Source organism: Spongiactinospora sp. TRM90649, from assembly GCF_029382225.1.
Classification (GTDB): Bacteria; Actinomycetota; Actinomycetes; order Streptosporangiales; family Streptosporangiaceae; genus Spongiactinospora.
Genome location: NZ_JARLTC010000021.1, coordinates 1 through 24,873, shown reverse-complemented (window position 1 = coordinate 24,873; position 24,873 = coordinate 1). Strand labels below are relative to the sequence as shown.

The 24,873-nt window shown below is 72.5% G+C and carries 20 protein-coding genes; 9 read left to right on the top strand and 11 right to left on the bottom strand.

What is annotated here, in order from left to right; genetic code table 11:
- The first annotated feature begins 23 nt into the window (after positions 1-23).
- From P3X83_RS23875 to P3X83_RS23840, 8 genes are all read left to right on the top strand, one after another.
- Positions 24-818 carry a phosphatase PAP2 family protein gene (locus P3X83_RS23875; RefSeq protein WP_277307415.1) on the top strand — a complete coding sequence of 265 codons (795 nt, stop codon included), beginning with the start codon at positions 24-26 and terminating at the stop codon, positions 816-818.
- An 80-nt stretch (positions 819-898) separates the two neighbouring features.
- Entirely contained in the window at positions 899-1,654 is a 756-nt protein-coding gene (locus P3X83_RS23870) for an ABC transporter ATP-binding protein (RefSeq protein WP_277307414.1), read from the top strand.
- Positions 1,654-3,912: an ABC transporter permease gene (locus tag P3X83_RS23865; protein ID WP_277307413.1), complete on the top strand. Its 2,259-nt coding sequence runs from the start codon at positions 1,654-1,656 to the stop codon at positions 3,910-3,912. The genes P3X83_RS23870 and P3X83_RS23865 overlap by 1 nt, the downstream gene beginning before the upstream one ends.
- A gap of 192 nt (positions 3,913-4,104) precedes the next feature.
- Positions 4,105-4,842 (top strand): hypothetical protein, encoded by a 738-nt coding sequence (locus P3X83_RS23860; RefSeq protein ID WP_277307412.1) that lies wholly within the window; start codon positions 4,105-4,107, stop codon positions 4,840-4,842.
- 50 nt (positions 4,843-4,892) lie between these two features.
- Positions 4,893-8,426 carry a WD40 repeat domain-containing serine/threonine-protein kinase gene (locus P3X83_RS23855; RefSeq protein ID WP_277307411.1) on the top strand — a complete coding sequence of 1,178 codons (3,534 nt, stop codon included), beginning with the start codon at positions 4,893-4,895 and terminating at the stop codon, positions 8,424-8,426.
- Between the two features lie 38 nt (positions 8,427-8,464).
- A complete protein-coding gene (locus P3X83_RS23850; RefSeq protein ID WP_277307410.1) occupies positions 8,465-9,193 on the top strand; it encodes a type 1 glutamine amidotransferase in 729 nt (242 codons plus the stop codon).
- A gap of 176 nt (positions 9,194-9,369) precedes the next feature.
- The gene (locus P3X83_RS23845) at positions 9,370-12,369 is read left to right on the top strand and encodes a bifunctional [glutamine synthetase] adenylyltransferase/[glutamine synthetase]-adenylyl-L-tyrosine phosphorylase (protein WP_277307602.1); all 3,000 of its coding nucleotides are present in this window, start codon (positions 9,370-9,372) and stop codon (positions 12,367-12,369) included.
- Positions 12,370-12,431: 62 nt separating this feature from the next.
- Positions 12,432-13,523 (top strand): hypothetical protein, encoded by a 1,092-nt coding sequence (locus P3X83_RS23840; protein WP_277307409.1) that lies wholly within the window; start codon positions 12,432-12,434, stop codon positions 13,521-13,523.
- 557 nt (positions 13,524-14,080) lie between these two features.
- Here P3X83_RS23840 and glnA read toward each other — a convergent pair.
- The gene (glnA, locus tag P3X83_RS23835; RefSeq protein ID WP_277307408.1) at positions 14,081-15,505 is read right to left on the bottom strand and encodes a type I glutamate--ammonia ligase; all 1,425 of its coding nucleotides are present in this window, start codon (positions 15,503-15,505) and stop codon (positions 14,081-14,083) included.
- A 168-nt stretch (positions 15,506-15,673) separates the two neighbouring features.
- On the opposite strand from glnA, the gene P3X83_RS23830 reads away from it, so the two are divergent.
- Positions 15,674-16,153 carry an RDD family protein gene (locus tag P3X83_RS23830; RefSeq protein WP_277307407.1) on the top strand — a complete coding sequence of 160 codons (480 nt, stop codon included), beginning with the start codon at positions 15,674-15,676 and terminating at the stop codon, positions 16,151-16,153.
- 42 nt (positions 16,154-16,195) lie between these two features.
- On the opposite strand, the gene P3X83_RS23825 is transcribed toward P3X83_RS23830, so the two are convergent.
- The 10 genes from P3X83_RS23825 to sucB form a co-directional block, all read right to left on the bottom strand.
- Positions 16,196-16,996 carry a class I SAM-dependent methyltransferase gene (locus tag P3X83_RS23825; protein WP_277307406.1) on the bottom strand — a complete coding sequence of 267 codons (801 nt, stop codon included), beginning with the start codon at positions 16,994-16,996 and terminating at the stop codon, positions 16,196-16,198.
- Positions 16,993-17,697, bottom strand: a complete 705-nt coding sequence (locus P3X83_RS23820) for a DUF4191 domain-containing protein (RefSeq protein ID WP_277307405.1) — start codon at positions 17,695-17,697, stop codon at positions 16,993-16,995. Before P3X83_RS23820 ends, P3X83_RS23825 begins: the two co-directional genes overlap by 4 nt.
- Before the next feature lie 91 nt (positions 17,698-17,788).
- The gene (gene lipA, locus P3X83_RS23815) at positions 17,789-18,724 is read right to left on the bottom strand and encodes a lipoyl synthase (RefSeq protein ID WP_277307404.1); all 936 of its coding nucleotides are present in this window, start codon (positions 18,722-18,724) and stop codon (positions 17,789-17,791) included.
- 74 nt (positions 18,725-18,798) lie between these two features.
- Entirely contained in the window at positions 18,799-19,821 is a 1,023-nt protein-coding gene (locus P3X83_RS23810) for a hypothetical protein (protein WP_277307403.1), read from the bottom strand.
- A 39-nt stretch (positions 19,822-19,860) separates the two neighbouring features.
- Positions 19,861-20,580 carry a lipoyl(octanoyl) transferase LipB gene (gene lipB, locus P3X83_RS23805; protein ID WP_277307402.1) on the bottom strand — a complete coding sequence of 240 codons (720 nt, stop codon included), beginning with the start codon at positions 20,578-20,580 and terminating at the stop codon, positions 19,861-19,863.
- Between the two features lie 40 nt (positions 20,581-20,620).
- Positions 20,621-21,265: a peptidase E gene (locus P3X83_RS23800; protein WP_346742741.1), complete on the bottom strand. Its 645-nt coding sequence runs from the start codon at positions 21,263-21,265 to the stop codon at positions 20,621-20,623.
- A 130-nt stretch (positions 21,266-21,395) separates the two neighbouring features.
- The gene (locus P3X83_RS23795; protein ID WP_277307400.1) at positions 21,396-22,289 is read right to left on the bottom strand and encodes a TIGR01777 family oxidoreductase; all 894 of its coding nucleotides are present in this window, start codon (positions 22,287-22,289) and stop codon (positions 21,396-21,398) included.
- 66 nt (positions 22,290-22,355) lie between these two features.
- On the bottom strand, positions 22,356-22,958 hold the full coding sequence (locus tag P3X83_RS23790) for a TetR/AcrR family transcriptional regulator (protein WP_277307399.1): 603 nt from the start codon (positions 22,956-22,958) through the stop codon (positions 22,356-22,358).
- 16 nt (positions 22,959-22,974) lie between these two features.
- Complete coding sequence (locus tag P3X83_RS23785) at positions 22,975-23,661, bottom strand: maleylpyruvate isomerase family mycothiol-dependent enzyme (RefSeq protein WP_277307398.1); 687 nt, start codon at positions 23,659-23,661, stop codon at positions 22,975-22,977.
- Positions 23,662-23,805: 144 nt separating this feature from the next.
- Positions 23,806-24,873 (bottom strand): 2-oxoglutarate dehydrogenase, E2 component, dihydrolipoamide succinyltransferase (gene sucB / locus P3X83_RS23780; protein WP_277307397.1); only part of this gene is annotated, 1,068 nt, incomplete at its 5' end.

Sequence of the window (24,873 nt, the reverse complement as noted above, 5' to 3'; positions counted from 1 at the left end):
CCGGGTCGGCTAGGGTGGCCCGCGTGAGCACGCGTGAGGCGGCCCCCGGGCGATTAGCGTGCCTGGGCGCGCGGGTCAGGTCGGTGGTGTCGGCCGGGCGGAGGGAGGGGCGGCCCGCTCCTCTCGTCGAGATCGTGCTTCTGCTGGTGGTGGTCCTGCTCTTCACCCGGCTGCACGGCGCGGCCACCGGCGAGGCCGCCGTCGCCACCGCCAACGCGCGAGTCCTGCAGTCCATCGAGCGGGCCCTGCGCATCGACATCGCCCTGGGCGCGAACCGGTGGCTGACCGAGCACCCGGTCTTCATCCAGCCCGTGGTGCTGTACTACCGCCTGTACTACTTCGTGGTCCTCTGCGTGCTGGTGTGGATCTTCATCCGCCGCGCCGGCGCCTACGTCAGGGTCCGCCGGACCCTCGTCGCCATGAGCTTCCTGGTGCTGCCCGTCTTCTTCGCGCTGCCCATGTCGCCCCCGCGCTTCGCCCTGCCGGGCGTCGTCGACATCATCGCCGAGCACGACATCCTGGGCGGCCACGCCGCCCGGGGCATCGAGAGCGGCCAGAACGTCTACTCGGCGATGCCCAGCATGCACACCGCCTGGTCCCTGTGGTGCGCCTACGCCGTCTGGTCCGCCTTCCGCCCCACCCACCCCCGCGCCGCCTGGCTCGCCTGGCTCTTCCCCCTCGGCATGGCCGCCGTCGTCCTCCTCAGCGGAAACCACTACGTCCTCGACATCGCCGGCAGCATCACCCTCCTGACCGTCGCCATCGCCCTCACAGCCGCCTACTCCCACCTGTCGCGGACGGGCCTGCGGCGGGGCTGACGTCCGGGTGGTCAGCGGGCTGTGCGTGGCTTGTCAGCCTGTCTCGGGAGCATTGCGGCACAACGACCCGAGGAGCGGAAATGACCGCAGGCTACGCGGTACGGCTGGACGCCGTGCGCAAGACATACGGCGGTGGCGGGGGCGCGGTCGAGGCGCTGGCCGGAATCACCATCGACTTTCCCAAGGGGAGCTTCACGGCCGTGATGGGGCCGTCGGGATCCGGCAAGAGCACCTTCCTGCAGTGCGCGGCCGGGCTGGACCGGCCGACTTCGGGCTCGGTGGAGTTCGACGGCACCGAGATCACCAGGCTGGGTGAGGCGGCGCTGACCCGGTTACGCCGGGACCGGGTGGGGTTCGTGTTCCAGGCGTTCAACCTGCTGCCCGCGCTGACCGTCATGCAGAACGTGACGCTGCCGCTGAAGCTGGCGGGCCGGCGGCCCGACGAGGCGGAGGTGGCCAGGGTGCTCGACCGGGTCGGGCTGACCCAGCGGGTGGGGCACCGTCCCGCCGAGCTGTCGGGCGGGCAGCAGCAGCGGGTCGCCATCGCCCGCGCCCTGGTCACGAACCCGGCGGTGATCTTCGCCGACGAGCCGACCGGCGCGCTGGACACCCGGACCGCGCTGGAGGTGCTGGAGCTGCTGCGCGACTCGGTGCGCGCCTCGGGGCAGACGATCGTGATGGTCACCCACGACCCGGTGGCCGCCTCCTACGCCGACCGGGTGGTGTTCCTGGCCGACGGCGTGCTCGCCGGGACGCTGTGGAACCCGTCGGCCGACGAGGTGGCCGAGCGGATGACCAAGCTGGGCGCGTGGGACCGCCGGGGGAGTGAGATCTGATGTGGGGCCTGGCACTGAGCAGCCTGCGCCACCGGAGCAGCGCCTTCGCCGCGACGTTCGCGGCCATGTTCATCGGCGCGGCGATCGTCACCGCGTGCGGGGGCCTGTTCGCCACCGGGGTGACGCTGGCCGTCCCGCCGCACCGGCTGGCGGGCGCGGCGGTCGTCGTCACCGGCGACCAGACCTACAGCCTGCCCAAGGCCGACCCGCGCGACGAGGAGGAGGACGTCCAGTGGGGCACCTTCGCCGAGCGGGTACCGCTGGACGCCCGCCTGGTCAAGGCCGTCGCCGCCGTTCCCGGCGTGCTGTCGGTCGAGCCGGTCCACGACGCGTCCGGCGGGCGGCTCGACGCGATCGGGGTCGGCGCGAAGGACGCGAAGAACGCGAAGGACGCGGAGGAACTGGCCCAGCGGATCACGGCGACGGTGCTTCGGGGGCACGCCGCCGTGGCGCTGACCGGTGACGACCGCGGCCTGGCGGAGTTCCCCGAGGCCCTGCCCAGCCGGGAGAACCTGATCATCCTGTCCGCCGTCTTCGGCGCGCTGGGCATCATGATCGCGATGTTCGTGGTGGGCGGCACGCTGAGCCTGTCGGTGCAGCAGCGGCTGCGCGAGATGGCGCTGCTGCGGGCGATCGGCAGCACGCCGGGGCAGGTCCGGAGGATGGTCACCGGCGAGGCCCTGATCGTGGCGGCGGGCGCGACCCTGCTCGGCTGTCTCGCCGGACCGCTGCTCGGCCGGTGGCTGTTCGACCGGCTCGTCTCCGCGGGCGTGGTGCCTCCCGTCGTGGAGTTCCGCCAGGGGCTGCTGCCCGCGCTGGTCGCGGCCGCGATCTCGCTGCTGACCACGCTGGTCGCCGCGCTGGCGGCGGCCCGCAGGGCGGCGAACGCCAAGCCCGCAGAGGCTCTGGCCGAGGCCGCTCTGCCCGCGTGGCGGCTCGGCCGGGGACGGCTGGCGATCGTGCTGCTGTGCGTGCTGGGCGGTGTCGCGCTGGCCTTCGTCACCATCCTGGTGATGGCCAAGGCCCTGGCGGGCAGCACGGCCGGCCCCGCCGTGCTGGTGTGGGCGATCGGCCTGGCGCTGCTCGCGCCGCCGCTGTCCAGGGCGCTGATCGGGCTGCTGTCCGGCCCGATCCGGGCGGCGTCGGGACCGGCGGGCTACCTGGCCGTGCTCAACGCGCGGGCCAGGGCGGTCCGGATGGCCGCCGCGATCACGCCGGTGATGCTGGCGACCGGGATGGCCACCGCCAACCTGTACATGCAGACCACCCAGTCCGACGCCGCCACGGCCGCCTACGTGGCGGGCCTGCGCGCCGACGCCGTGCTGAGCGCGGACGGCAGGGGCATCCCGCCCGGCCTGCTGGACGAGGTCCGCGCGACGCCGGGGGTCACCGCGGCCTCGGAGTACGCGCTGAGCACCGGCTTCGTGGAGAGCCCGCACGACAACTGGCAGCGCGAGGACGGCTGGCCGCTGCGCGGCGTCACCGCCGACGCCGCCGCCAAGACCACCGCCCTGAGCGTCACCGAGGGATCCCTGGCCGGCCTGAAGGGCGACACGGTGGCCCTGTCGGCCGAGCACGCCCGCAACATCGGCGGCGGCGTGGGCATCGGCGACGAGCTGACCATGCGCCTCGGCGACGGCCAGGCGGTACGCCTGCGGGTGGCCGCGCTGCTGGACACCCCCATCGGCGACGAGCTGTTCGTGATGCCCGCCCGGATACTCGCCCCCCACACCACCTCGGGCCTTCCGGCCCAGATCCTGGTCGCCACCGCCCCCGGCACCGATCCCGGGACGCTGGCCCTGCCGGGCGTGCGGGTGCTGGACCGCGAGCAGGCCGCCGCCGGGTTCGGCGAGCAGCAGCAGACGCAGGCGTGGGTGAACTACCTGATGGTCGGCCTGATCATGATCTACACGGCGATCGCGCTGGTCAACACCCAGGTGATGGTGACCGCCGCGCGGCGCAGGGAGTTCGGCCTGCAGCGGCTGACCGGCTCCACCAGGGCGCAGGTGCTCCGGATGACCGGCATCGAGGGGCTGATGGTGGCGGTGATCGGGGTGGTGCTGGGCACGGTCGCCTCGGTGGTCACGCTGGTGCCGTTCAGCATCACGGTGGCGGGCTCGCCGCTGCCGTCCGGGCCGATCGTGATCTACCTGGGCATCGTCGGCGTGGCCGTCGCGCTGACGCTCGCCGCGACGTGGGTCCCGACGTGGCTGGTCACCCGCTCCCGGCCCGCGGAGGCCGCGACCGCCGCCTACTGAACCGCCTGCGAACCATCGCTCCCGGGTGTGTCCCCCCGCGAACTCGGTCGCGGGGGGACACGTGTGCGTAACCCGGGGCTCACGGGCCGGATACCCGGGTCTGTTTAGCTGTGGCGACAGGTACTCGATAAGGTGTCCTCTTTACCGAAATATCGAACGAGTCACCTGGCTAGGTGATTTAGGGGGTAGCGCATGACGGCACCGCCCGAGCTGCGGACCGTGGTGTCGGTACCGGCGCGTTTCCGTGGACCGGAGACAGCCGCGAACGGCGGGTGGATCGCCGCCGTGGTCGCCGGGGCACTGGGCGACGGAGAACCGGGCGACACCAGCGGCTCCCCGGTGGAGGTGACCCTGCACGCACCGACGCCGCTGGACACCGATCTCGCCCTGGCCAACCACGGCAACGCCGTGACGTTGTGCCGGGACGAGCAGGCTCTCGTCGAGGCCATCCCGGTCGCCGAACCGCTCGACGAGCCGGGGTTCGTGTCGTTCAACGACGCCGCCAGGGCCGAGGCGGGATTCGCGGGCCTCACCGGGCACCCGTTCCCCGAGTGCTTCGTGTGCGGCGCCCGCGAGCCCGGCGACGGCCTGCGGATCTTCCCCGGCCCCGTGCGGGGCTCGGACGGCCTGTACGCCGCCGGATGGCGGGTGCCGACCAGCGTCACCGACGACGGCGTGGTCCCGGTCCCCGTGATCTGGGCCGCCCTCGACTGCGTGGGCGGCTGGGCGGTCATGCCCAAGGGGGAGCGCGCGTTGCTTGGCAGGCTCACCGCGCAGGTCCACCGCAGGGTCTACCCGGGCGGCACCTACTCGGTGGTGGGCGCCCCGGCGGGCCGGGACGGCCGCAAACTGGGCGCGCGGAGCGCCATCTACGAGAGCGACGGCACGCTCGTGGCCGTCGCGAAGGCGATTTGGATCGTTCCGCGTTGAACGGCTGAACAAATGAGAACTAATGGGGCTCATGCGACGTCCAACAGTGGATGACTTCCAGAGCACTGAGCCCCGGCGACCCTGAGCGCATCGGCGGGTACCTGCTCGCCGGGCGTCTGGGGGAGGGCGGACAAGGCGTCGTCTTCGACGCCTACGACCCGGCCGGGCGGCGGGTGGCGATCAAATTGCTGCACGCCGAGGCCGACCGGGCACGCATGGCCAGGGAACTGTCCGCCCTTTCCCGGGTCGCACCGTTCTGCACCGCCTCGGTGCTCGCCTCCGACATGGAGGCCACGCGGCCGTACATCGTCAGCGAGTTCATCGACGGCCCGAGCCTGCGCGACGCGATCAACGAGGGCGGCCCGCTCGACGCGGGCGGGACGCACCGCCTGGCCATCGCCATGGCGACCGCGCTGACCGTGATCCACGCCGCCGGCGTCGTGCACCGCGACCTCAAGCCGGACAACGTGCTGCTCGGCCCGGACGGCCCCCGCCTGATCGACTTCGGCATCGCCCGCACCGACGAGACCAGGCTGACCGCCACCGGCATGGTCACCGGCACCCCCACCTACATGGCCCCCGAGATCATCACCGGGGACCGGGCCGAACCCTCGGCCGACGTGTTCGCCTGGGGCGCGATCATGCTGTACGCCGCGACCGGGGTCGAGCCCTTCCACGCCGACAACCTGGGCGCGGTGATGCACCGGGTGCTGGCCGTACGGCCCGACGTGTCGCCGCTGCCCGAGTCGCTGCGGCCCCTCGTCACCGCCGCGCTGTCCAAGAAGCCCGGGGAACGCCCCACCGCGAGCGGGCTGCTGCTGGCCCTGCTCGGCGACAGCGACCCCGCCGAGGGCGCCAAGGTCGCAGAGGACCTGCGCGGCGACGCGTCGCCGACCCTCGGACTGCTCGCCGAGGGCGTGTACTCCCGGCTGCCGCCCGCCGGGCAGGAGGTCGTGCCGGAGATCCTGCTGCGGCTGGTCAGCGTCGAGGACGGCAGGCTGGGCACCCGCCCCGCCGCCCGCGCGGAACTCGGCGAGAGCGAGGCCGTCGCCCAGGTGCTCCGCGAGTTCGTCTCGGCCGGCCTGATCCGCGAGGAACGCCGCCGCGAGCGGTCCGTGGTCCAGTTGTCGCGCCCCGGGCTGCTGATGGCCTGGACCCGGCTGCGCGAGTGGGCCAACGGCGAGCGCGACGGCCTGCCCGTGCAGCGGCGGGTCACCGAGGCGGCCACGCTGTGGGAGTCCGGCGGGCGCAAGGACTCCGACCTGCCGCAGGGCAGCGTCCTTGAGGAGGCGATGGCGTGGGCCGCCACCGGCAGGCGGCACGTCACGCTGACCCCGCTGGAGGCGGACTTCCTCAACGCGGCGACCGTCCTGACCCGGCGCAGGGCGCGCAACCGAAGGCTGATCGCCGCCACGCTGGCCGTGCTGCTGGTGGTCGCGCTGGGCGCCACCGTGCTGGCCGAGCAGCGGCGGGTGACGGTGACCCGGCAGAGCGAGCGGCTCGCCGTCCAGCTCAACGAGGCCGTGGCGCGGCGGCTCGCCGCGCAGGCCGCGGCGATGCGCCAGGGCGACCCGGCGTCCGCGATGCGCCTGAGCGTGGCCGCCTACCGGATCGCGCCGGTGCGCGAGGCGGTCGGCGCGCTGCACGACTCCCTCACCCAGCGGGAGACCTCCGTCATCACCCCGCCCGCCTGGAACTTCCACTACACGCTGTCCGTGGACGGCACCCTGCTGGTGGGGGCCGGGCCCGACGCCATCACGCTGCACGATCCCGTCACCGGGCGGCTCGTACGCAGGGTCGCGGCGCCGGGGCTGGAGGCGTCCGGAATCGCCTTCGGCGCGACCAAGGACCACGCCCTGGTGGACACCCCGAGGGGGCAGCGGCTGTGGGACCTGCGCACCGGACGCGAGCGGCCAGGGAACTTCGGAGAGGAGCGGACGAAGGCCGCCTTCGGCGCCGACGGCACCACCATGATGACCTTCAAGGGGGACGAGTTCCTGGTGTGGGACGTGCGCGACGGCCGCGAGCTGCTGTCGGTGCCCGCCGACGAGGCGTGGGACCGCGCCCTCGGCGGAGGCCGGTATTTCGCGACCGCGTCCTCCTCCCCGGAGGGCCGGCTGCGGTTGTACGACCTGCGCACGCGCGAACGGATGCGCGTCCCGGTCATCGCCGGCGAGATGGGGATGATCAATCGGGTCGCGCTGAGCGCCGACGGTGAGACCATGGCCATGCAGTCGGACACCGGGATCGTGCTCGCGGAGACCGTCACCGGCAAGCGGCTGAAGACCCTGCCGGCCTACGGCGGCGACGCCTACCTGTGGTTCGCCCCGGACGGCAGGGCGCTGATCGTGCAGCGTGACACCGCCGTCGATGTGATCAGGGTCTCCGACGGCGTGCGCATGCTGTCATACCGGCTCAAGGCCGGGGAGATCCAGGAGCAGACGATTCGGCTGACGCCCGACGCGAGGAGCCTTCGTCTCATCGGCCCCTCCGGCGCGGTGATGACCTTCGACGTCTCCGGCGAGCTGACGGCGCGGCAGGTCCCCAAGCGCAAGGCCCTCGACCATGTGTCGTATCCGGACGGCGCGTCCGGGGCCCTGAGCCCGGACGGCAGGTGGGCGGCCGTCGGAACCGGTCCGTCGCTGCGCCCGTCGGGGGAGTTATGGGACGCGGCGCGCGGCGTACGCCGTATCCGGATGGCCATGCCCGCGGGCGAGACCTTCGGCAACTGGTTCGCGACGCCGGTGTTCACCCCGGACGGCCGGACACTGGCCGTGGCGCAGGGCGACTCTCCACGCGTGCATCTGTGGGACGTCGAGCGCGGGACCAAACTCGGTGAGATCACCTGGAAGGGCTACGCCGCCACCGCGCTGGCCTTAACTCCGGACGGCGCGCGGCTTGCGGTGGCGGCGTCCACCTTCACGGGCACGGACGACTTGCACTGGGTCCAGGTGTGGCGGATCCCTTCGCGTACGCCCACCGGGCCGAGGGTGCCGATGACCGCGAAGGTCCTGGCCCTGGCCTATGCCCCCTCGGGCGGCGTGCTCGCCGGAGGCGACACCGCCTCGGTGCTGATCCCACCCGGCGGCGGGAAGGCGAGAGGCGTCCCGAAGAGCGGCGAGGTGCGCGCGCTCGCCTACGCGCCCGACGGCCGCACGCTCGTGCTCGGCGACGCCGCCGGCGGCGTGCAGTTCTTCGACCCGGCGACCCTGCGCCCGCGCGGCCCGGTCGTACCGGCGCATCCGGGCAGGACGAGCCTGCTCGCGTACGCGCCCGGCGGCGGGCTCCTGATCAGCTCGGGTGGCGGCGACATCGGCCTGTGGGACACGGCCGGCGGAGTGGTGCGCCTGGACGGGCTCCCGGCGGGGGAGGGCGCGCTGAAGGACCGGGAGGTGCTCGCCGTCGCGTTCTTGGACAAGGGGGCGGCGCTGCGGGTGCTCCGGGCGGACGGGACCATCACCGACCGCCCGCTCGCGCCGCCACGCGTGGCGGCGGAGGTGTGCCGCAGGGCGACGGCCGGGCTGACCCCGGCGGAGTGGGCGCGGTATGTGCCCGAAATTCCCTATCGGGCGACTTGTCCCTGATGGGGGTAATTAGGGAAAATTTGTTAATAATAGGGGTTATGGCGATAACTGTCATCGAGCACGGCGCGGACGCGCCCATCGGAGCGTTCGGGGACTGGCTGTCCGGGGAGGGCGCCGAGATCGCGGTGGTCCGGCCGTACCTGGGCCAACCGGTGCCGGACGCCGCGCCCGGCGGCCTGATCGTCCTCGGTGGCGAAGGATCCGCCTGGGACGACGAGGCCCAGCCCTGGCTGCCCGCCACCAGGGACCTGATCGCGCGCTGCGTCGCGGACGGCGTGCCCACCCTGGGCATCTGCCTGGGCGCCCAGCTCATGGCGCTCGCCTGCGGCGGGGCCGTCGAGCACGGCGCGGCCGGGCTCGAAATCGGCCTCGGCGCGATCGTCTCCCTCCCGGCCGCCGCCACCGACCCCCTGTTCGGACTCACCGCCGAGACCTGCGCCGTGACATACCACCACGACGCGGTCACCGTCCTGCCGCCGGGCGCGGTCCCCTTGCTCACCGGCGACGTCTACCCGAACCAGGGCTACCGGCTCGGCGAGACGGCCTGGGCCGTGCAGTTCCACCCGGAGGCCACGTACGAGATCTTCGCCTCCTGGACCGCCGCCACCGCCGGGCCGCTGGGCGCCATGGGCCTGTCGGTGACCGACCTGAACGCCCAGGTGGAACGGGCGAGAGACCGGCTGGCCGCGACCTGGGGGCCGGTCGCCCGCACATTCGCCGGTTTCTGCCGGAGCGAAACCCCGGCCGTTCGCGATTCTCGCTCGTAATCGCGAGATTACGCACGGAAACCACTGAGGACGCCACGGGGGCTTAAGGTTTACCGTGTGCGACGATGCCCCGACGGTGTGGTGCTCCGATCGTGATCGAGGAGGGCCGCACGCGAGCCGAGACCAACGCCCCGCCCGGCGGCGCCGCTCGTGCCGCGCGCGGGGAAGGAACGGTGATGACGGTGCCCCGCATGGAGACCACGGCAGGGCGGCTGGCGCGGCTCGGCTTCGCCGAGGGCGCGCGGGCCGAGCGCCTGCTCGACGAACTCGGGCCGGAGGCGGTGGGCGACCTCGGCCTGCTGTCCGATCTGGTCGCCGTGGCCGACCCCGACCTCGCGCTGACGTCGCTGAACCGGCTGGCCGAGCGCGACCCGAGCGTGCTGGGCGCGCTGCGCGGCGACCCGGGGCTGCGTGAGCGGCTGCTCGGCGTGTTCGGGGTGAGCGCGGCGCTGGGCGAGCACGTGGTGCGCCATCCCGGGCACTGGCGGCCGCTCGGAGATCCGTCGGCCGTCCGCCGGGCCTCCCGCGAGGAGCTGCGTGCCGACCTGCTGCGGGCCGTCGGGGCCGATCCCGGCGACCCGGAGCCCAGGGCGGGCGAGAGCGGCGTGGAGACCGCCGCCGCGCTGCGCGTCGCCTACCGGGGCCACCTGCTGTGCCTGGCCGCCCGCGACGTCACCGGGTCGGCCACCTTCGGCGAGGTCACCTCCGAGCTGTCCGACCTCGCCGGGGCCGCCCTGGAGGCCGGTCTGGCGATCGCCAGGGCCGACTCCGCCGCGTCCGACGACGCCGGGGCCGCGCGCCTGGCCGTGATCGGCATGGGCAAGTGCGGTGCCCGCGAGCTGAATTACATCAGCGACGTCGACGTGGTCTTCGTCGCCGAGCCGCGCGAGGGCGTGGACGAGACCAAGGCCCTGCGCGCGGCCACCCGCCTGGCCCAGGGCATGATGCGCGCCTGCTCGATGAGCACCCCCGAGGGCGCGCTGTGGGAGGTCGACGCCGCGCTGCGCCCCGAGGGCCGCTCCGGCCCGCTGGTCCGCACCCTCGCCAGCCACCTGGCCTACTACCGCCGCTGGGCCAAGACCTGGGAGTTCCAGGCGCTGCTGAAGGCCCGGCCCGTCGCGGGCGACGCCGAACTGGGCGCGGCCTACACCGCCGCCGTCGGCGACCTGGTGTGGCAGGCCGCGACCAGGGAGAACTTCGTCGAAGACGTGCAGGCCATGCGGCGCAGGGTCGAGGCGCACGTCCGCGCCGACGAACAGGACCGGCAGCTCAAACTCGGGCCGGGCGGGCTGCGCGACATCGAGTTCGCGGTCCAGCTCCTGCAACTCGTGCACGGCAGGCACGACCCGCTGCTCCGCCGCCGCGCCACCCTGCCCGCCCTGGCCGCGCTGTCCAGGGGCGGCTACGTCGGCCGCGACGACGCCAAGACCCTCGCCGAGGCGTACGCCTTCCTGCGCCAGGTCGAGCACCTGCTGCAACTGCACCGGCTGCGCCGCACCCACGTGGTGCCGCACGACGTCACCGACCTGCGCCGGATCGGCCGCGCCCTGGGCATGACCACCGACCCCGTCGGCGAGTTCACCACCCGCTGGAAACGCCACGCCATGGAGGCCAGGCGGCTGCACGAGAAGCTGTTCTACCGGCCGCTGCTCCAGGCCGTGGCGCGGCTGCCCGGCGACGAGACGCGGCTGTCCACGACCGCCGCAAAGGCCAGGCTGGAGGCGCTCGGCTACGCCGACCCCGAGGGCGCGCTGCGTCACATCGCCGCGCTGACCACCGGGGTGTCCCGCCGCGCGGCGATCCAGCGTACGCTACTGCCCGTGATGCTCGGCTGGTTCGCCGACGCGCCCGACCCCGACGCCGGGCTGCTCGGCTTCCGCCAGGTCAGTGACAAACTCGGCACCACCCCCTGGTATCTCCGCCTGCTGCGCGACGAGACCGCCGTCGCCTCGCGGATGGCCAGGCTGCTGGGCACCAGCCGTTATGTGACCGGGCTCCTTCTGCACGCCCCCGAGGCCGTCGCGATGCTCGGCTCCGAGGCCGAGCTGCCGGCCAGGCCGGCGCGGGCGCTGGCGGCCGAGGCCGCGGCGGCGGTGGGACGCCATGACGACGCCGAGAGCGCCGTCGTCGCGGCGCGCGCGCTGCGCCGCAGGGAACTGTTCCGTACGGCGGTCGCCGATCTCGTCGGCGAGCGCGACATCGAGCAGGTGGGCATGGCACTGTCGGAACTGAACGACGTCACCATCCAGGCGGCGCTCGACGCCGCACTCGGCAAGACCGAGGCCGATCGGGGAGCCGTGTCACCCACCCGGTTCACCGTGATCGCGATGGGACGCCTCGGCGGGTTCGAGTCGTCCTACGCCAGCGACGCCGACGTGATGTTCGTGCACGACCCCTTGCCGGGCGCGGGGGAGAAGGAGGCGAGCGACGCCGCCTACGCGGTGGCGGGCGAGCTGCGGCGGCTGCTGGCCGTGCCCGCCCCCGACCCGCCGCTGCACATCGACCCCGACCTGCGCCCAGAGGGCCGCCAGGGGCCGTTGGTGCGCAGCCTGGCCTCCTACGCCGCCTACTACGCGCGCTGGTCGGCCCCCTGGGAGGCGCAGGCGCTGCTGCGGGCCCGGTTCTCGGCGGGCGACCCCGGGCTCGGCGAGCGCTTCACCGCGCTGATCGACCCGATGCGATACCCCAAGGGCGGCCTGTCCGATTCGGCGGTCCGTGACATCCGGCGGCTCAAGGCCCGGATGGAGGCCGAGCGGCTGCCCAGGGGCGCCGACCCCGCCATGCACACCAAACTCGGCCCCGGCGGGCTGTCCGACGTCGAGTGGGTGGCCCAGCTCATCCAGCTCCAGCACGCCGCCGACGTTCCCGAGCTGCGCACCACCCGCACCCTCGACGCGCTGCGCGCCGCCGCCGACGCCGGGCTGCTCACCGCCGCCGACGCCGAGACCCTGTCCACCGCGTGGCGCTTCGCCTCGCGCATCCGCGACGCGATCATGCTGATCAAGGGCAGGGCGGGCGACTCGATTCCGAGCGGCATGCGCGAGCGGGTGCTGCTCTCCCGCGCCTTGGGCTACGCCCCCGACGCCTCAGAAGACATGCTCGACGACTACCGCCGGACCACCCGCCGCGCCCGCCAGGTGGTCGATCGCGTCTTCTACGGCTCGGACACCGGCTGAATCTCGTCGAATTCGTTGCGGGCGGCGCGGGCGGCGTGTATCAACAGTGCGGGTGATCAACGATGATATCCGTCTATCTTGACCTGGCCATCGGCCTGGCCGTCGCGTTCCTGCTGCTCTCCCTGCTGGTGAGCGGACTCAACGAGGGCGTGGTCCGGCTGCTCGCCATCCGCAGCAAGTTCTTATGGGCGTACCTGCGCGACACGCTCGACGGGCCCTCCCCGGACGGCAAGTCGTGGATTCCGAAGCGGATCCGCGACGTCTTCTTCAAACTGCCGTTCGCCGAGGACCCACGGCCCGAGCACACACCCGAGCCCGCCCCCGCCGTGGTGAGCGCCCCCGGCGTCCCGGGCCCCTCCGGCGACTCCGGTGACGAGGCGCGGGGCGATGCCCGGCCCGACCTGACCCTCAACCTGTACGAGCGGCTACGCGAGATCGACCATCCCAAGCGCGGCCGCACCGCCATCTCCACCATCCCGCCGCCCCGCTTCGCCTTCGCCGTCATGGAACTGGTCTCGGCCGAGCCGAAGGGCGTCCCCGGCCTGCTCGACCGGCTCAACGCCGCGGGCAGCCCGCTGTACGGCCACCTGTCCGGCGTGTGGAAGAGCGCGGCCAACGACCTGGAGCGCTTCCGCAAGGGCACCGAGGAGTGGTTCGACGGCGAGATGCAGCGGCTCACCCTGCTCTACCGGCGGTACGTCCGCTGGGTGGTGGCCTCCATCGGGCTGCTCGTCGTGCTGCTGTTCAGCATGGACGCCCTGGAGTACGGCAAGGCGCTGCTGCGCGACAACGCCTTCCGCGCCGGGGTGTCGTCGATCGCGGGCGGCGGGGCCGAAGGGCTGGCCGCCCTGAAGGACCGCTGCACCGCGACGGGGGCCTCGGCCGAGCCGTACGCGTGCGTCACCGAGACGCTCAGCTCGCCCGCCCTGACGCAGATCTTCGAGCACTCCGTGGTCAGCATCCGCATGCCCCCCGACGGCACGGAGGGGAGCCCCGCCGTCACCTGGAACTTCAGCGGGTGGGCGTCCAGGCTGATCACACCGGGGCACTGGCCCGGGTTCCTCATCTCACTGGCCGCGCTGCTGTTCGGCGCGCCGTTCTGGTGGGACGCCCTGCGCAGGATGACCGGCATGCGCGGCCGGTTCGGTAAGTGACCGCCTCGCGTCCGTAGCGAGGTCCGCGGTCCGCGGCCGGTGGATCCGGAACCGGAGGTGACGATACGGTTCCGGCCTCGCCGCCCGCGGCGGTTGCGGGACCGCGCTCGGCCCTCGGCCTCGAACCGGCCGGCCGGGCCGAGGTCCATGGCGAACCCGCGCCGGCGAACTCGTCCCGCAACCGGCGGCCCGTCGGCCCGCCGACCGGCCGTGAAGCCCTTTGACGGGGACGGTGGGCACGGCGCCACTTCCGTGCCCACCGCGGCAACCGGTCGTTCTCGCCGTCGCGACCGCGGACTCCGGCCGTGCGCCGGGCGCTCCCGTGCTCGGCGGCGCCCACCGCCCGGCCCGCCTGCCTACGCCGTACGGCCACGCGACGCGAAAATGCGATCAGGGACTCGCGGCTTTCGCGTACCCACCTCCCCTCCAAGAGCAGGCGAGAACCACGCTAAGTCGCGATGGATAAGCTCAAAGTAAGAGTCCGGGGGAAACCGCCAGGGGCCGTCGATCGCGGCCTCGCGGCGGCGACGGACGGCCCCTGAAGGGTGATCGGCTGATCAGACGTCGTAGTACAGCTCGAACTCGTGCGGGTGCGGGCGCAGGCGGATCGGGTCGACCTCGTTCTCGCGCTTGTAGGCGATCCAGGTCTCGATCAGGTCCGGAGTGAACACGCCGCCTTCGAGGAGGAAGTCGTGGTCGGCCTCCAGGGCGTTGAGGACCTCGGTGAGCGAGCCGGGCACCTGCGGGATGTTGCGGGCCTCCTCCGGGGGAAGCTCGTAGAGGTCCTTGTCCACCGGCTCCGGCGGCTCGATCTTGTTGCGGATGCCGTCGATGCCGGCCATCAGCATGGCGGCGAAGGCGAAGTACGGGTTGGCCGACGGGTCGGGCACCCGGAATTCGATGCGCTTGGCCTTCGGGTTGGAGCCGGTGATCGGGATGCGCACGCACGCCGAGCGGTTGCGCTGGGAGTAGACCAGGTTCACCGGGGCCTCGTAGCCCGGCACCAGGCGGTGGTAGGAGTTCACCGTCGGGTTGGTGAAGGCCAGCAGCGCCGGGGCGTGCCTGAGCAGGCCGCCGATGTAGTAGCGGGCGGTGTCGGACAGGCCCGCGTAGCCGACCTCGTCGTAGAAGAGCGGCTCGCCGTCCTTCCAGAGCGACTGGTGGCAGTGCATGCCCGAGCCGTTGTCACCGAAGATCGGCTTGGGCATGAAGGTGACCGTGTGGCCGTACTCCAGCGCCGTGCTCTTGATGACGTACTTGAAGAGCATCATGGTGTCGGCGGACTTCATCAGCGGGCCGAACCTGAAGTTGATCTCCGCCTGGCCCGCGGTGCCGACCTCGTGGTGCTGCATCTCGACGTCGATGCCGACTTCCATGAGCTTGGTGACCATCTCCGAGCGCAGGTCGGTGAAGTGGTCCATCGGCGGCACCGGGAAGTAGCCGCCCTTGTAGCGCGGCTTGTAGCCCAGGTTGCCGCCCTCGGCGGCCTTGCCGGTGTTCCAGGCGCCCTCGATCGAGTCGATGTAGTAGTAACCGGCGTTCGCCGAGGTCTCGAACCGCACGTCGTCGAAGATGTAGAACTCGGCCTCGGGACCGAAGTAGGCGGTGTCGGCGATGCCGGTGCCCTTGAGGTACTCCTCGGCCTTGCGTGCCACGTTGCGCGGGTCGCGGCTGTACGCCTCGCCCGTCAGCGGGTCGTGCACGAAGAAGTTGATGTTGAGCGTCTTGTGCTCCCGGAACGGGTCGAGGACCGCCGTGGTGGGGTCCGGCAGGAGCAGCATGTCCGACTCGTGGATCGCCTGGAAACCACGGATGGACGAACCATCGAACATCAGGCCGTCGCTGAACACGCCGGCGCCGAAGTTCTCAACGGGGAAGGTGAAGTGGTGCGTCGTGCCCGGCAGGTCCGTGAACCTGACGTCGACGAACTTCACCTCTTCGTTCCTGATGAACGTCAGGACCTCGTCTGCGGAGTTGAACACTCTCGAACCTCCCATGGGCAAGGGCTAGCAATGCCGACCGTACGAGCGGGCCGTTTCCTACCCGTGTCTCGTTTGTTTCGCACGTGTTAAGCGGATCGTCCCGGCTCGGGGGCGCGTCGCGGGCGGGTGAAGTGCGGGACCGCGCTCCCGGCCGGATACGGTACGTGTATGAGCAGCAGGCAGGGCCCCCGCTGGACGCAGTCGTTGCTGATCGGCATCCGGGGCGACGACAAGCCCGGCGAATCCGGTGATTCCGGTGAGTCGGAGGCCCGCCTCGGGCTGCCCCGCGAGGGCAGCGGCTCGATGGCGAGCTGGCCGCGCCGGGTCGGCGCACTGCTGATCGACTGGCTCATCTGCACCTGGGCGATCACCCAGGGCATCTTCGGCGTTCCCGCCAACGAGTACCCGCTCGTGCCGATCGCGATCCTCGCGGCCGAGTACATCCTGCTCGTCGGCACCATGGGCATGACGCTCGGCATGCGGCTCACCGGCATCCGGGTGGCCTCGGCAGACGGCGGCAGGCCCGCCGTCCCGGCCGTGCTGCTGCGCACGCTGCTGCTCTGCCTGGCCATCCCCGCCCTGGTGTGGGACCGCGACCGGCGCGGCCTGCACGACCGCGCCGCGGGCACCGTCGTCGTCCACCTCTGATCCGCTGTGACCCGCGCCTGACCCGCGCCGCCGACAGACGGCTCAGCGCGCGCAGGTGAAGATCGCGGTGCCCGGGAGGTGGGCGCCGCGCAACGGGCTCCAGCCGCCCCACTCCCGATCGTGGCCGCGCGGCCACTCGGGTTCGAGCAGGCGGGTGACGCGCATCCCGGCCGCCACGATCAGCCCGATCCAGTCGCCCATCGTGCGGTGGTGCTCGACGTAGGCGGGCGTGCCGTCGGCGCCGACCTCCACGTACGGCGTGCGGTCGAAGTACGACCGGTCGGCCGTCAGCCCCGGCGCCCCCGGGTCGTCGGGGAACGCCCACCGCACCGGATGGCTCACCGCGAACACGAACAGCCCGCCCGGCCGCAGCACCCGCCGCACCTCACCGAGCACCGCCCCCGCGTCCGCCACGAACGGCAGCGCCCCGAACGCCGAGCACGCCAGGTCGAAGCTCTCCGCCGCGAACGGCATCCGCCGCGCGTCGGCCTGCACCGACGGCAGCGCCACCGAGGTCTCCTCGTCGATCCGCCGGGAGTGCGCGAGCTGCCTGGCCGACAGATCGAAACCGGCCGCCTGGGCGCCCTGAGAGGTCAGCCAGCGCCCGGCCTGTCCCGCGCCGCAGCCCACCTCCAGCACCCGGCGGCCCGCGACGTCGCCCAGCAGGCGCGCGTCGGCCTCGTCGAGCCCCTCGGGGCACCACACGAAGCCCACGTCGCGCAGGAACTCGCCGTGCTCACCCTGGTACCAGTCGGCGGCGGAGTCCCACCAGCCCCGGTTGGCGCGGGCGGTGATCTCCGCGCCGACCTCGCGGCGGGCGACGCCGTAGGTCTCGGGCGTCAACGGATCTTGGGCCGGGGACCGCCGCCGCGCGGCATCCGCGCGTTGCGCGGCATCGGGCCCTTGGGCACCGGGATGTTCTGCGGCAGCGCCCGCAGCCGGGACTTGACCTCTTCCACGGCGGGCTTCTTCAGGTTGCGCGGCAGCTTCATCAGGTGGCGCTGCAGCTTGGGCAGCGGGATCTGGCCCTCGCCGTCGCCGCACTGCACGTCGTAGACGGGCACCTCCATGGCGACGCGCTGCAGGCGCTTCTTCTCCGCCACGAGCATCCGCTGCACGCGCGAGCCGGGGCCTTCCGACACCAGCACGATGCCGGGGAAGCCGACCACGCGGTGGATGACGTCCTGGTCGCGGTTGACCGCCACGGCGGGCGTGACGTCCCACTTGCCGCGCATGCTCTGCAGGATCGCCGCCGCGGCGCCGAGCTGGCCGTCGAGCAGGCTGTACTGGGCGCGCTGCGCGAACTGGCCGAAGATGACCAGGCCGACGATCAGTGCCAGCGGGATGCCCAGCACGAGCATGTACCAGAACCAGCCGGTGACGACACCGATCACCACTGCCAGGGCGAACGTGCCCAGCGCGGACGCGTAGACGATGGGCATCCACTTGGGATTCGCCTGTTTGATGATCTGCGCGATCATCCGGAGCTGCTTCATACGCCCCGGGCGGTCTGCGTTCGCGGGGTCTGAGGGCTTCTTCGCCATGTAACGAAGCATACAAACGGGACGGTCAGCAGGCGAAAACGAACCCGGCCTCCGGATGGGACCGGGGACCGGGAACGGTGGGCGCGAACCTCTAGCCCGTGGTGGTCTGGCGGGATTCGACGGCCTGCTGGTAAAGTCTGCCCGCCCGGTAGGACGAGCGGACCAACGGGCCGGACAGCACGCCCGCGAAGCCGATCCGCTCGGCCTCGCCCTGCAGCTCGACGAACTCCTCCGGCTTGACCCAGCGGTCCACCGGATGGTGGCGCGGGGAGGGCCGCAGGTACTGGGTGAGGGTCAGCAGGTCGCAACCGGCCTCGTGCAGGTCGCGCATCGCCTCGACGATCTCGTCACGGGTCTCGCCCATCCCCAGGATGAGGTTCGACTTGGTGACCAGCCCGGCCTCGCGGGCCATCGTGAGCACCCCCAGCGAACGGTCGTAACGGAACCCGGGGCGGATCCGCTTGAAGATCCGCGGGACGGTCTCGACGTTGTGCGCGAACACCTCGGGAGCGCTGGAGAAGACCTCTTCCAGCAGCCCGCGCTCACCGTTGAAGTCGGGCACCAGCAGCTCGACGCCGCAACCGGGCACCGCCGCGTGGATCTGCCTGGCGGTCTCGGCGTACAGCCAGGACGCGCCGTCGGGGAGGTCGTCGCGGGCGACGCCGGTCACCGTGGCGTAGCGCAGCCCCATCCGCTGGACGGACTCGGCCACCCGGCGCGGCTCGTCCCGGTCGTAGCCGGCGGGCTTGCCGGTGTCGATCAGGCAGAAGTCGCAGCGCCGGGTGCACTGGTCGCCGCCGATGAGGAAGGTCGCCTCGCGATCCTCCCAGCACTCGTAGATGTTGGGACAGCCCGCTTCCTCACAGACCGTGTGCAGGCCCTCGCGCCGCACCAGCGATTTCAGCGCGGTGTATTCGGGGCCCGTCTTCAGCCTGGTCTTGATCCAGGGGGGCTTGCGCTCGATCGGGGTCTGGCTGTTTCGCACCTCAAGGCGGAGGAGCTTTCGGCCATCAGGAGCAACGGTCACGCATCCAGCTTATGTCCCTGCCGGGCGCGGGCTCGACGGGGTCCTGCCCCTACGCTTTTCGGGCGTCGCGGGCGTCAGCCGAGCAGGCCGAGACCGGGCAGGGCGCGGGTGTAGTGGGGGAGCAGCTCGTCGTCCACCGCGGCGGACTCGCCCTCGGTCAGCAGGTCGTCGGCGGCGGTGCCGGGGGAGTCCGCGGCGCGCTCCAGGGCGACCTGCCGTACGACGGGGGCCTTCTCGCCGCGCAGCGCGGCGGAGTGCAGCGGGGTGATCAGCCTCCCGGGCGCGGCCATGGCCTGCTCCACACCCGCGAGCGCGGCCGGCGTGGCCGCCAGGGCCGCCCGCCGGGCCGCCTCCTCGGTGGCGCGGCGCTCGCCGCCGCGCACCATGCGCCGCAGCACGTGCTCGATCAGCAGCACCGGCCCGCCCAGCACCCGCCCGAGCACCCGGCCGAAGAACCCCGCGACCTCGTAGGAGGTGTCGGGGGCGAACGCGCCGAGCGTCATCTGCATCTGCCGGTTGGCCTCCTCGCGCGAGGTGAGCGGGGCGCTGGCCAGCAGCGCGCCGCGCCATTCGCCGAGCGTCGCCAGGGCGCCGCCGAGGACCAGGTCGTCGGTCTCGTTCCCCCTGGAGAACGCCTTGGCCAGCAGGGCCACCCGGTGGCCGGGGTCGAACGCCAGCCACAGCGGCAGCCCGATGGTGAGCACGCGCCTGCGCCGCAGCCCGATCCTCTCGTAGGACGCGCCGACCGCGAGGTCCCGGATCATGATCATCTCAGGTTCGGGGACGCCCATCCGGGCGGCCACGCGTGAGGCGGCGGCGTGCAGGCGGGGGGTCGCGGCCGGGTCCAGCGGCTCGGCGTCCCGGGCCGCGCGGGCCGTCCTGGGGCGCAGGGTGACGCCGATGGCGGTGAGCAGCCCGCCGAACAGCCAGGAGAAGAGGTACTGCGGGGCGCGGACGATCGTCCAGACGCCGGTCGCCAGGAAGGCGAGCGTGCTCAGATGCACGATGGAGGCGAGCAGATAGGCGGCGATTCGCCGTGCCCAGTCGGCGGCTTCGGCGGACGGCGCCGGAGAGGCCATGGTCCTGGGGGCAGCCATCCGACCAGCATGACAGCCGATAGAGGAGATGTCAGGAGATCATGGCCGCAGAACGTCTTCTTCCGGCAAGTCGTACGGCTCGGCGCCCAGCGCCTCGGCGAGACGCTTCTCCGCGTACGGGACGACCTCGTCCACCACGATCCGGCGGCCGGTCTCGGCCGAGAGCGAGGTCACCCGCGCGCCCTCGATCCCGCACGGCACGATGCGGTCGAACCAGCTCACGTCGGTCGCGCAGTTGAGCGCGAACCCGTGCATGGTGACGCCCTGGCTGAAGCGGATCCCGATGGCCCCGACGCCTCGGGCGTCGTCGCCCTCGCCGACCCAGACCCCGCTGCGGCCGGGCACGCGCCGGACGGCGACGCCGAAGTCGGCGCACACCTGGATGAGCACGTCTTCCAGCAGCCGGACATAGCCGTCGACGCCGAGCGCGGAGGACAGCTTGATGATCGGGTAGCCGACCAGTTGCCCCGGGCCGTGCCAGGTCATCCGCCCGCCCCGGTCGACGTCGATCACGGGGGTGCCGTCGGCGGGACGCTCGTGCGGGGCGGTGCGCCGGCCCGCGGTGTAGACCGGCGCGTGTTCGAGCATCATGCAGGCGTCGGGGGCGGCGCCGCTCACCCTTCCGGCGTGGATGCGGCGCTGGAACTCCCACGCCTGCTCATAGGGGACGTCGACACCGAGGCGCACGATCGCCAGCGAGCCGCCGTCGCCGCGAGAGCGGGGCGCGACGGTGGGGACGGCGGGCAAGGTGGGGCGCATGTGCCGATTGTGTCGTTCCCTCACGCCACCAGGGTAGTACTCAGGAGGTGAGCAACCGCGGCTCGATGCGCAACTCCTTGACGCCGCCCGTGCCGTCCGCCTCGACGCGGTAGGCGTAGCCGTTCGGGTCGATGGTCACCGCCTGCACGAACTCGGTGCCCACGTAGTGCAGCGCCACGCCCTCGTCGGCCGCGTAACCGGTCGGCAGCTCGCCCGAGGCGATCGACTGGTGCAGCAGGGGCCGCCGCTGCGGCTCGGAGTTGTAGTGCACGCCGCAGGAGTAGGGGAGCAGGGCCAGCCCCTCCGCCCACGGGCGCAGTTCCGGGCCGAAGGAGTCGGTGTTGCCGCCGACGTGCCAGCACAGCGCCCCCGCGCTCTGCCCGGAGAGGACCACGCCGGCCCGCCACGCCTCGGCGAACGCCTCGTTGAGCCCGTGCGCCTGCCACAGCGCCCCCAGGTTGGCCACGCTGCCGCCGGTGACGTAGATGGCGTCCTGTTCGAGGATCCATTCCCGGGGATCTTCGACGTTGGGCATCGGGAAGACCGTCAGGTGGCTGAGCTCGACGTCGAATTTCTGGAATGCGCCGTACATCTTCGCCAGCACATCGGTGTCGTCGCCGACCGCGGTCGCCACCAGGCCGAGCTTCGGGCGGTCCTGACCGGTGAGGTCCAGTGCGTACCTCATCAGGGGACTTGGCTCCCAGAACGCGTAGCAGCGCATCTGTCGGAACGATCCACCGCCGATGGCGAGGATATGGGATTGACCGGCCCTGCTCATACGGCTCTCCATAATGGGTGACATATGAATGAGTGAATTAGAGTATTGCGGAGAACGCTTCGTTGATAGACTTATGGCGAAATAGGTAGCCGCTTTCCGTCAGTCTGCGCGGGATGGCCCGGGGCCCCGCCAGGATGCCCTCGTCGGCGAAGCCCCCCAATGCCAGGCGGAGCGCGACCGGCGGTACGCCGAGTGGCAGCGTCGGACGACGCAGCGCCTTGGCCAGGGACCGAGTGAAATCTACATTGTTCACCGGGTTAGGGGAAGTCACATTGACCGGCCCAGTTATTTCGGGTTTCTGTAGGATGTATCGGACAGAGCCCACCCAATCTTCGAGGCTCACCCACGACCAGAACTGTCTGCCCGACCCCATCGGCGCACCCAGTCCGAGTTTGAAGACGGGCAGCATCCGGGCCAGCGAACCGCCCGACGCGCTGAGCACCAGCCCGCTGCGCAGGGTGGTCACCCCGATCCCGGCCGCCGCGGCCCGCTGCGCCTCGGCCTCCCAGCGGACCACCAGGTCGGGCAGGAAGCCCTGACCCGCCGGATCGGACTCGTCCACGATCCGGTCGCCGGTGTCGCCGTAGAAATGGATGCCCGAGGCCGACAGCAGGCGCTCCGGCTTGCGGTTCAGCCCGCTCAGCGCGTCGACCAGCGTGCGGGTGCCCTCGACCCGGCTACGCACGATCTCCCGCTTGTAGGCGTCGGTCCAGCGGCGGTCGCCGATGCCCGCCCCCGCCAGGTGGACCACCGCCCGCGCGCCCTCCAGTGCGCCGGGGTCGATCAGGCCCTCCGCCGGGTTCCAGAACGATTCGTCCTGGCCCTGCGCCGCCCTGCGCACCAGGCGGACGACCCGGTGCCCGTCGTCGCGCAGCGCGGCGCCCAGGGCGGACCCGAGCAGACCTGACGCCCCCGTCAAGATGATCGTCATACCGCCAACCTACGCCCTCGCCCCCGTGATCGTCCGGCAGGCACGCAGTTCCCGGGCGGGGGACCGCTACGTGCAGCGGGCGACGGCCAGGGCGTCGAGCAGGCGGTGCGTGGCGGCTCCCAGGGCGGCCCGCGCGGCGGCCGGGTCGTCTGCCTCGGCGATGACCAGCCCCGCCCGCATCAGCCCGCCGTAGAGCAGCTCCGACAGGGGCCCGGCGGGCTGGGGCGCGAACATGCCCGTCTCGACCGCCTTCTCGATGCCCGAGGTGAGCAGGTGGCGGGCGCAGCGGGGGGACTGGTACGCCGGGTCGGCCCAGCCGAGCACGGAGGGGCCCTCGCGCAGCAGGATCCGCTGGACGGCGGGCTCCAGGCAGGCGTCGAGGAAGGCGTCGACCCCGGCGCGCAGGCCTGCCGCCGCGTCGCCGCCGACGGCGGTCGTGGCCGCGAGGACCCGGTCGTGGATGTCGGCCTCGATCGCGCTCAGCGCGGCGCGGAAGACCTGCTCCTTGTCCGCGAAGTGGTGATAGAGGGCGCCCCGGGTGACGTTGGCCCGGGTGACGATCTCGCCGGTGGAGGAGTCGGCGTATCCCTTCTCCGTGAAGAGGGCGATCGCGGCGTCCACGAGCGCGCCGCGCGTCGCCTCGCCCTGTTCCACCTTCCGGTTGCGCATGCACCCATGGTAGGGATCACCGCGCAGCGCGATGGATGTTCACCTTCTCGTCCAGGCCGAGCAGCGCGGGGTCCCGTCTTCCGGCGGCGGTGAGCAGGAACTCCAACGGGTCGGCGCGCACGGGCGTGACGCCGGGGGCGGGGTCGCCGTAGCGGCGCTGACCGAAGCCGGGCAGGTCGAGGACGGCGGGTCCCCAGCCGCGCGAGCGGAGCTCTCCGTCCATCCAGGCGACCGAGGCGGTGAGGCCGGGGCCGCGGTCGCTGGGGCGGCCCGTCGCCACGCGTACGTCGTCGTCGTGGACGTAGGTGTCGTACCAAAGGACGCGCACGCCGTCGCCGAGCGTGCGCCGGACGGCCGGGATCGGCTGCTCCCACGCCGCCTCCGCGCCGGCCAGCAGGGGCTTGAGGCCGGCGACGGCCTCGCGCAGGGCGGCGGCGAGGTCGGGGGTGTCGCGCAGGGCCGCGGCCTGCTCGTCGGGGCTGCGGGTGCCGATGGTCAGCGCGACGGTGTCGGCCGCTCCGCCGAGGACGTGCGCGGCCACGTCGCGCACGGCCCAGGCGGCGCAGCGGGTGGGGGCGTCGAGTTCCTCGCGGGACAGGCCGCCGATGAGGTCGGCGAAGGCCGCGTACTGGTCCAGCAGGCCGTCCACGGCCTGTCGCGGGGTGAGATCGGGCGCGAAGGGGCGTTCGGTTAAGTCGGTCATGAGGGCAGCATTACATACATGCAGCCTGTACGTACAGGCTGCATGTGAAATTGCGGTGGAAACGGCGGAAGCCGGGGCCGATGGCGTCCATCGGACCCGGCTTCCGCTAGCCGGTCTGTTCGCCCGCCCGGGGGCGGGGCGGCCCTAGGAGGGCAGGCCGAGCTGGTTCTCGAAGCGGCCTTCCTCAAGGCGGCGCTTGATGGTGGTGAGGAACCTGGCGGCGTCGGCCCCGTCGATCAGACGGTGGTCGTAGGTCAGGGCCAGGTAGACCATCGAGCGGACCGCGATGACCTCGCCGAGGTCGGGGTCGTCCACCACGACGGCCCGCTTGACGACCGTGCCGGTGCCCAGCATGCCGACCTGCGGCTGGAACAGGATCGGCGTGTCGAACAGCGCGCCGCGGCTGCCGGTGTTGGTGAGCGTGAACGTGGCACCGGCCAGCTCGTCGGGGCTGACCTTGTTGGCGCGGAACCGGTCGGCCAGGTCGGCGATCTTACGCGCCAGGCCGGGCATGTTCAGGTCGCCGGCGTCGCGCACCGTCACCGCCGCGAGGCCCTTCTCGGCGTCGACCGCGATGCCGAGGTGCTCGACGTCGTGGTAGGTCACCTCGTTGGTCTCGCTGTTGATCACCGCGTTGAGCTTCGGGTGCTGCTTGAGCGCCTCGACCGCGGCCAGCGCGAAGAACGGCAGGAACGACAGCTTGACGCCCTCGCGGCGCAGGAAGTCGGCCTTGGCGCGGTCGCGCAGCCGCGCGATGCGGGTGACGTCGACCTCGACGACCGTCGTGAGCTGGGCCGAGGTCTGCAGCGACTCGACCGTGCGCTTGGCGATGGTCTGACGCAGCCTGGACATCTTCTCGGTACGGCCGCGCAGCGCGGTGTCAGCCTGCACCGGCTCGGGAGCCGGCGCGGGCGCGGCCTGCTGCGGGGCGGCCTGAGCCGCCTGCGGCGCGGGCTGCGGGGCCGCGGCGGCGGCCGAGGCCTGCTCACGCCGGCTGCGCGCGGCCTCCAGCACGTCCTGCTTGCGGATCCGGCCGCCGACGCCCGTGCCGTTCAGCGAGTCGAGGTCGACCCCGTGTTCGGTCGCGAGCTTGCGGACCAGCGGCGTGACGTAGGGCGCCTCGCCGGTGGAGGGCAGCGGCGTGGGCGGCGGCGGGGCCTGCTCCGCGGCGGCCGGGCGCGGGGCCTGGGGCGCCGCCGCGCGGCGACCCGG

Bases quoted from the DNA above. Each gene is read 5' to 3' on its own strand.
- P3X83_RS23840 (WP_277307409.1), top strand. From the start codon at position 12,432: ATGATATCCGTCTATCTTGACCTGGCCATCGGCCTGGCCGTCGCGTTC.
- P3X83_RS23850 (WP_277307410.1), top strand. From the start codon at position 8,465: ATGGCGATAACTGTCATCGAGCACGGCGCGGACGCGCCCATCGGAGCG.
- P3X83_RS23860 (WP_277307412.1), top strand. From the start codon at position 4,105: ATGACGGCACCGCCCGAGCTGCGGACCGTGGTGTCGGTACCGGCGCGT.
- P3X83_RS23865 (WP_277307413.1), top strand. From the start codon at position 1,654: ATGTGGGGCCTGGCACTGAGCAGCCTGCGCCACCGGAGCAGCGCCTTC.
- P3X83_RS23790 (WP_277307399.1), bottom strand. From the start codon at position 22,958: ATGCGCAACCGGAAGGTGGAACAGGGCGAGGCGACGCGCGGCGCGCTC.
- lipB (WP_277307402.1), bottom strand. From the start codon at position 20,580: ATGCGCCCCACCTTGCCCGCCGTCCCCACCGTCGCGCCCCGCTCTCGC.
- P3X83_RS23785 (WP_277307398.1), bottom strand. From the start codon at position 23,661: ATGACCGACTTAACCGAACGCCCCTTCGCGCCCGATCTCACCCCGCGA.
- P3X83_RS23855 (WP_277307411.1), top strand. From the start codon at position 4,893: ATGACTTCCAGAGCACTGAGCCCCGGCGACCCTGAGCGCATCGGCGGG.
- P3X83_RS23810 (WP_277307403.1), bottom strand. From the start codon at position 19,821: ATGGCTGCCCCCAGGACCATGGCCTCTCCGGCGCCGTCCGCCGAAGCC.
- P3X83_RS23795 (WP_277307400.1), bottom strand. From the start codon at position 22,289: ATGACGATCATCTTGACGGGGGCGTCAGGTCTGCTCGGGTCCGCCCTG.
- P3X83_RS23830 (WP_277307407.1), top strand. From the start codon at position 15,674: ATGAGCAGCAGGCAGGGCCCCCGCTGGACGCAGTCGTTGCTGATCGGC.
- P3X83_RS23800 (WP_346742741.1), bottom strand. From the start codon at position 21,265: ATGAGGTACGCACTGGACCTCACCGGTCAGGACCGCCCGAAGCTCGGC.
- P3X83_RS23870 (WP_277307414.1), top strand. From the start codon at position 899: ATGACCGCAGGCTACGCGGTACGGCTGGACGCCGTGCGCAAGACATAC.
- P3X83_RS23845 (WP_277307602.1), top strand. From the start codon at position 9,370: ATGACGGTGCCCCGCATGGAGACCACGGCAGGGCGGCTGGCGCGGCTC.
- P3X83_RS23820 (WP_277307405.1), bottom strand. From the start codon at position 17,697: ATGGCGAAGAAGCCCTCAGACCCCGCGAACGCAGACCGCCCGGGGCGT.